1 protein-coding gene is annotated in these 8096 nt (G+C 73.7%); it reads left to right on the top strand.

Features of this window, described 5'->3' with window-relative positions:
* Positions 1-226: 226 nt before the first annotated feature.
* The gene (locus FYX01_RS25835) at positions 227-7672 is read left to right on the top strand and encodes a hypothetical protein (protein WP_150246462.1); all 7446 of its coding nucleotides are present in this window, start codon (positions 227-229) and stop codon (positions 7670-7672) included.
* The last annotated feature ends 424 nt before the right edge of the window (positions 7673-8096 follow it).

The following is an 8096-nucleotide window of genomic DNA, read 5'->3' as shown; positions in this document are numbered from 1 at the left end:
CCCCCTCAAACCCCCCTGGGCCCAGAAAGACCCGTTCAACCCCCTCGGCCCACCCGACCCCAAACACCCCACACTCACCCCCGGAAACCACCCCCTCCTCCCCGGAACAACACCACCAGGCCCGAACGACCCACCACTGACCGTCTACTTCCTCAACGAGATCACCACCGCCGTCCCCGCAACGGAAGCGGCCCCGTCACCGGCGCCGCGGCCGGAGACCGCGCCCGTGACCGAAAGAGGACAGCGCTCCCCCTCCCCCGAGAGGGACGGCGGCGCACGGTCACCCCAGCGCGGCACCGACACACGCGCTCCGTCCGACGACACCTCCGGCGCCCGCGCCCCCGAGGGCACGGAGGGCACCGTTTCCGACGCCGCAGGCGGACAGGTCTCCCCCGCCAGCGAGACCGCAGGCAGCACGGAGGACGTCCGGGACCGGCACGGCGGGCGCGACGACCGCGCGACCGCACGGGGCACGGGCACCGACGACCCGTGGTCCCCGACGCTGCAGGCCGCTCCGCGGACCGGGTCCGTGCCGGAGGCGCCCCCGGCGCCCGGAGCCGACGCCAACAAGGAGAACGGCGGGGACACCCGTCCCGCACAGCCGAAGACGGAGGGCGCACCGCGGCCGGAGCCCACCGGCGACACCACGGACACCGAGGAGGCGGGTTCCTCGTCCGGAGACGGCGAACGGGACCGGAACGGCGAGGACACGCGCTCCACCGGCCAGGACGACACCGCCACCCACGAGGAGGAGTCCTCCGACCAGAGCGGCACCGGCGACGCGCGGGGCGCCCGGGACGAGGAGGCCTCCGGCGGCGACCGGGAACGGGACGGCGCCGAGGACGGGCGCGACCGGGCCGGGGAGGACGCGGAGGCGGAGCCCGCTCCCGCCCCGGAGCACGACTACACGGGATCGGTGTCGCCGGACAGGACCACTCCGTACGACATCGGGTACCTGCTGACGTCGTCCCTGGTGAACGCCAGCATGATCCGGGCCCAGCACCTCGACGCGTTCGTGGAGAGGGCCCTGCCCGCCGAGGCCGGGGACCTCCCCCCGAGCGTGCGCGACCGGATCCGCGAACAGGTCACCGCCCAGCAGGGCGAGGACATGGGGGTGTTCTTCGGAAACGACGGGTTCACCGCCACGGTCCGGGACGAGGACGGCTCCGTCTGGAGGAGCCGGGTCAGGTTGGCCCTTCCCGAGGGGAGCTTCCACCATGCGCCGACACGTCCGCTCCGGGACGCGGAGCCCCCCGTGATGGAGGCGCTGGACGAGGCGGGCCAGGCCGCCTCGTCCGCGGGCGGCGGCGGGCACGGCGGCAACAAGGCCTTCGGCGCCGGCTTCACCCTCTCCCCGATGGTGGTCGCCTCGCTGGGCGCGGGCGACGTCGGTCCGCGCGTGGTCCTCAGCTTCACCGGCTCGGCGCGCCAACGCCAGACCGGCGAGAGCACGGTCGTCACCTACGACACCACCAGCGGGTACGAGCAGAAGAGCGCGCCGGAGGTCTACGCCGCGGACCTGGCCATGGACTTCACCGTGGAGCGGACGCCTCCGCCGACGGGGAGCGGAGCCGAGGACGGGGGCGGCGGCCCGCGCGGGCCGAACGGCGACCGCGACGGCAGGGGCGGAACGGAGGACCACCGCTCCGACGGGTCCGTGCACGAGGCCGCCGAGGGGGAGACCGTGGTGCGGGGGCACGCGGACTCGTCCAACGGGCTCGTCCTCGTACTCCCCGGCAAGGTCACCGCCCACGAGGGGCCGGGGACGATGCGCCTGCGCGACCCCCTGGCGACCGGCGCCGGGCGGGGGGACGCCGGGTCCCCCCGGGGGCTTCCCGACCCTCGCGTGTCCAACGGCCACCCCGTCCACGTGGGCGGCATCCGCCTGAGCGACGGCTCCTCGGACAAGGCCTTCCCCGACTGGATCGCCGACCACCTGTGGTCGCCCGACCAGGAGCGCAGGTGGTGGGGGCGGACCCTCGACGCGCTGACGCCCGGCTTCGTCGAGAGCAACAGGCAGCGGCGGATGGACTTCTTCCAGCAGCAGACGGGGAAGGCGTTCTCGGACGACTCCCTGCGCAACATCCTGCCGAAGGCCACCTCGGGCCCGGTGTTCGTCCCCGTGACCGACCCCTCGGGCAGGCCGCGTCTGGTGAGTGTCCAGAGCGTGCCGACCTCCTACGACGCCAAGCCCGACAACGTCCCGGCGGGCAACAGGTTCCGGGCCGACAAGTCGGAGCGCGGGGCGTCGAGCGCCCTCCAGCGGCACGGGGCCGTCGGCGGCTCCGGAGGCCTGGGCGCCGGCCTCGACGTCGGACCGCCGGGCTCGAACCACCGGGCGCGGTTCGACATCCTCACCGGTGAGGGCGGAGGCCGTCACCGGTCGACCGAGGAAAGTTCCCGCGGGACCTCCGGCGGTGCCAACCGCATGAGCTACGACCAGGCCGGGTCGGGGGCCTACGACGTCAGGCGCACCTACTACGTGCACTTCGACGGGGAACCGGACACCTACGTGTTCGACGGCGGCACGGTCGAGATCCTCACCAACGACGACGCGTGGGCCATCAGCGCCACCGCCCTGGCGGACACGGAGGGCACGGACGGCTCCGGCGGCGGCTCGGGCACCCGGGCACCGGAACGGGCACCGGAACGGGCACCGGAACGGGCACCGGAACGGGCACCGGAACGGGCACCGGCCCCCCGGCCGACGTCCGGAGGCGAACGGGACGGGGAGGGCTCCGGACGGAACCGTCACGGCGACGGCCCGCCCGGCCGGGAGCGGGAGGACGTCACCGGAGGCCGGGACCAGGGCACGGTCGCCGACAGGCGCGCCGGGGCCGGTGACGTCCGCGGCCGCGTTCGCTTCCGGGAGACCGTGGTACGGGATTTCACCTGGCCCGACGGGAGCATGTACCGCCAGGCGGACGACGGGCGGCCTCGCACCGTCTACCAGGACATCGCGCAGAAGGTGCTGGACGGCCTGGCCAGGAAGAGGCCCGGCCTCGTCCTGCCCGAACTGGCGCGCGACCCGAAGAAGTTCGCACGCGGGCCCGGAAACGAGGACGCGGGCTACTTCTCACGGCCGGTACGCGAGCACCGGCCCTTCCGGCGCGACCACGACATCGCCGTCCACAACACCAACAGGGTCATCGAGGCGGTCTCCGCGGCCGCGTTCAGGAGCGGCACCGACGACCTCGGGACGGACGGCATCCCCGTCCACCTGGTCGAGACGGGCAGGTTCAGCCCGTCGTCGGACAGGGCGACGGGCACGCACGTCCTGCGCCCTCCGTTCGTGACCGTGCGCGTCAGGGCGGACTTCTCCCCCCTGCGGTACACGGGGGACACCGGGAGGGGGATCGCGGTCGAGTACGGCGGCGCCTCCGACCGCGGCACCGGCCGCGGGACACAGGAACGCGACACGTTCAAGGCGTCGACCGGCGCGTACGCCCGCAGGAGCGACGTGGCCGACGCGAACGGCTATCCGTCCAGTGCGGGCACCAGCTCGGCCTCCGCACAGTGGGCCACGACGACGACGGAGTCGCGGGGTCTGAGCACCAAGGTCAAAAGCGAGCACATCGTCAACTACCCCGAGGGGGCCAGCACGTGGGAGTCCACGGCCAGCATCTCCGCGAGGCTGTACGAACACGACGACCTCGGCATGTCCAGGGGCGGCAGACCGGTGTCCCAACGCGGGACCGACCTGCTCGACGGACCGGTCAGGGTACGGACCACGGTGGACACCCCCGGCACCGGACCGGGTGCGAGGGACGACGGGGCGGACGGCACGCCGACGGACGCCACCGTCATCAGACCGATCCCCCAGGACCGGGCCCGGGAGATGATCCAGGGCCACACGTCACCGCGCCCGGAGGGCGTCAACAAGCGGCCGGGGCCGCTCGGAAGGGTGGCGCGGCGGCTCCGCACCGAGCACGGGGAGGAAGGCGGGGAGGGCCGCACCGAGCGCGACCGGGGCGACACGGCGATGCGGCCGGACACCGCCCGGGACGGCCGTGACCGGGACGACCCCCCGGCACGCCGGGACACCCCCGCGCCGACACGGGGGCAGCGCAGGGCCGCGGCCATCCGTGACATGGGCGGCGCCACCTTCCAGAACATCAACACCCGGTTCACCACGGACGACGGCCAGACGGTGAACAGCCTGGTGGAGGCGTTCTACGGAACCTTCCTCGAACATCCGCCCTGGGAGACCGGGGACGGCGGCCGGAGCAGGCCCGACCTCCTGCGGTTCGAGCGCGACCTGCACAAGCTGCGCCACTTCCTGACCAGGGGCGAGGGCAGCAAGGACTTCTACGAGAACACCTTCTCCCCGCAGAACCTGCGCAACAACCCCGCGCTGCACTCCTCCAGCGGGGTGCGCGCGCGCACGGACGAGAGCGGGGGTCTGCGGTCCGGCCACTCCATGCGCACCGCGTCGGCGACCCGCGTCGACATCGACTCGATCGACCGCTTCGAGCCGTCCGACGCCGCGGTCGGGTGGAGGGACGACACCACTCTGGAGGTGTCCGCCACGTCGGCGCGGAAGAAGGACCTGACCGCCCAGGCGGGCGGAGGCGGACGGGGAAACCCCAATCCGATGGAGTCGACCGAGGGGGACGCCGGGCACTCCGCCCCGCCCGACTCCGCCTCGGCGCCGCAGCCGCAACTGGGGCCCGCCGTGGGCGGGAGCCTCTACGACTGGTCCACGAGCGACAAGCCCTCGCAGAAGTTCTCCGAGACGATCGAGTTCAACCCCGAGATCCAGAGGTCGTACCGGTTCACCGGTTCGGGCGGTATCACGCAGGCCGTCGAGTTCGCCAGGAACTGGCGCGTCGGACCGCCGTTCCCCCACAAGGTCCGCTACCGGGGCTGGGAGGCCCGAGTGAGCGACCTGGCCGACGGGCTGGTCCACGTCCGCGACGCGCACGGTGCGGGCCTGGTGGAGGACCGCGTCGTGGACACCGGCGGCGGACTGGTCCGCACGCCCCAGCCGGAGCCGGCCCGCCCCGAGCGGGTACGGGTGCGCCAGGGCATGGAGGACTCGGGCAAGCTGATGCGGCCGGCCGACCCGGAGCACGCGCTCCAGGACCTCGCCGACAAGCTGGGCGCCGCGGGGTGGGAGCTGACCAAGAACAGCAGGGACGACATCCTGCACGTACTCACCTCCCACCTGGGTCTGCACCCCAACGTCGGGACCCCGCTGCCGGTGAGGATCAGCCCGATCGGGCACTCGGTCCTCAAGGGGAACACCGCGTCGACCGCGCCGGTGTCCCTGGACGCCACCGTGAACCTCGGACTCGACACGAGCGGCCCCCGGGTCGAGTACCTCGGCGGTAGGACGCGGTTCAAACAGAAGCAGAGCTGGGAGGCCGGGAACACGGGGCAGCAGGACCGGGGAAGCGGGGTGACGGCGGGCACGGGAGGAGTGGTCCTGGCCCCCATGCCCCGGCCCGGGGGCGACCAGCCGTCGAGCGGAGAGCCGCCGAGCCGCCCCCTGTTCACGGGCCTGTTCGGCAACCAGTCCGCGGCGTACTCCCGCAGCGACGGGACGGTCACCAACGACGCGGACAAGCGCTCCGTGCAGGTGTCGATGAGCACCCCCTACGCCAAGGTCTCGATGGACACGCGACTCACCATCGACCTGCGGATCTCCGAGCACCAGGGGTTCTCCGCCGCCATGGCGACGGAGAACCCGGGCGCGGACGACCTCCGCACGTTCCGGGGCGAGGGCGACGGGGGCCGGGTGCAGGCCCTCTACCCGGCCTCCTCCATCGAGCTACCGGCTTCCGGAAGCGGTACCGACGACTCCTCGCGGCGCACCGGCGGCGACCGCGGCGGGCCGGGGACTCCGGAGAACGCCTCCGACACGGCGTACCCCTCCCTGGAGGCGATGCTGCGCGCGTGGTCCCAGGGCAAGGACCCCGGCGGACGCAACGACGTGCGGGACGCCGTGGTGCTCCCGGTCTCCGCCGCGCGGAGCGGTCAGGACCCCCGGGACACGGCGCACGTGGTGGTGGCCAGGTCGCTCGGCTGGACTCCTCCGGACGGAGCGGTCCGCGACGGGCGCTACACCCCCGAGGCCGTCGAGCGGGCACGCGAGCACGTGGCGGACAAGATCGGGCTCAACGCCCGGAACAACGCCATCGACCACAGCCTCAACCCGCACGCCCTCAAATCGCTCTTCCCGAAGGCCCTGGACCCCGGTGGCACGGAGCTGATCCGGATGGGACGGACCCGGTGGAGCGTCCAGGCGCTTCCCGACCCCCGGTCCGCGCGTGTCCTCGACTACAGCCCGCACGTGCTCCTGACCGACTCCTCGGAGACGAGCAGGGCGTTCTCCACCTCCTCCAGCGGGACGGGCACGGCGTCCGCCGGCCTGGACGCCAAGCCCATCGGACGCGGTGGGAGCGGACCGGCCCCGGTGGGCGTCATGATCGGATCGGCCGGTCTCTCGGACGCCTCCCCCGCGGTGAGCGGCTCCGCCCGGTCCGGCACGGCCAAGGAGCCCTCCCACTCGGACCGCGTCCGCACAGGCCCCGGCTACCTCGTGGAGTTCGACACCACGTGGGCCGTCGGTGCCAGGTCGGAGCTGCGCGGCCCCTGGTACAAGCGCTCGGCGCAGTACGTCGGGAACAAGGCCTCGGCGGCCGGGAAGCACACGGCGGCCAAGGTGCGCGGCGTGTTCGGCGAGGAGGCGGGGCACGCCCCGCCGAAGGAGCGGCCGTCCCGCTGGCAGCGGGGCGAGGACACCACCAGGGTGACCGCCTGGATCTCCCACGACGACGCGGTCAGGCTGGGCATGGTCGACTCCTCCGCGGCCGACCGGATCACCCCGCTGACCGACCGGATCGGCGACGCCCAGAAGGCGCTGGCCGAGGCGGAGAGGAGCTACCTCGACGCACGCGCCCCTCTGGACGAGGCGGCCGACGCCGTGGTGGCCGCTCCCGGCGACCGGGCCGCCCGGCAGGCCTACGACACGCTGGAGAGGGCGTACCGGAAGAGCCTGGACGAGTTCGACGGCGCGATGCGCACGTGGATCGACGCGCTCCGCGACCTGCGCGCGGGTCTGGCCGACTCGTCGCCGTCCCCCCGGCCGCCCACCGAGAGCGCGTCCTCGCCCGCCACCACGGGGCGGGGGGCGTCGGCGGCCCCGTCGGGGGACACCGGCGGGGACGCACCCCTCCAGGGCCCGGCGCCGCCGGACCGGACCGGTGACGGTGCCGAGGACCCCGGCGCCGTCGAACCGGGCGAGCGAGCCACGGGGAGCCGGGACGGCCGACAGGACGGCACCGGCTCGGGCTCCGGGCAGCGGACGAGTGGTCGGCCCGCCTGGAAGGAGTTGGGCGAGCGCTTCGGCATCGGGCCCAAGGACGACCCGACCGCCTCCCCGGAGGGTTCGGACCGCGGTTCCGACCAGGGCTCCACCCGGGAACCGGACCCGGCCTTCGACCTGGGGGCGTTCTTCGAGGCCGAGCTGAACAGTGCCGTCACCGACGGGGAGAGCACCCGCCAGGGCACCGACGGCCCCGACGCCTCACCGCTGACGACGTCCGCCCCGGTGGCCGAGTCCTCCGCACCTCCCGCCGCACCGCACCAGGGGAACGCCGTGGGAACGGACGGCTCCGCGCCGGACGGCCCGCGGGGCGAGCGCCCGCCCGGCTCCGCGAACCGCTGACACCGGGCCGCCGCACCCGACGCTCCTTCCGGGTGCGCACCGCCTCCACGGCAATGGTCCCGGCCACTCCCCCTCCCCCATGAGGAGAGCCCCCTGACAGCAGGGGAACACTCAATAAATATCCGGCCATTTCCGGGGGAACCGTTCTGGAAGCGGTCCGGATACCGGCCAGGAAAAGGCGCTCCGAAAGACCCACACGCCTCCCGATTCCACCCCGTGACCTGTGCACACTCCTCGGAGGCGCATCGGAAAGGGGTCACGGGACCGTGGAACGGGCCGTCGGTCCGCGCGGTTGCTCCGGTGCTACTTTCGTGCCTCGCGTAGCGGCGGCCCGGAAGGTGGAACCGCGTATGCCGTTGGACCCCGACATGCCCGAGTCCACACGCACCGCCATCAAGGTCCTCACCGGCATCGAGGTGCCCCG

Origin of the sequence: Nocardiopsis quinghaiensis (assembly GCF_008638365.1) — a bacterium.
GTDB classification, from domain to species: domain Bacteria; phylum Actinomycetota; class Actinomycetes; order Streptosporangiales; family Streptosporangiaceae; genus Nocardiopsis; species Nocardiopsis quinghaiensis.
Note: the sequence above shows the minus strand (reverse complement) of the source record. Positions and strands in the feature narration are given on the sequence as shown.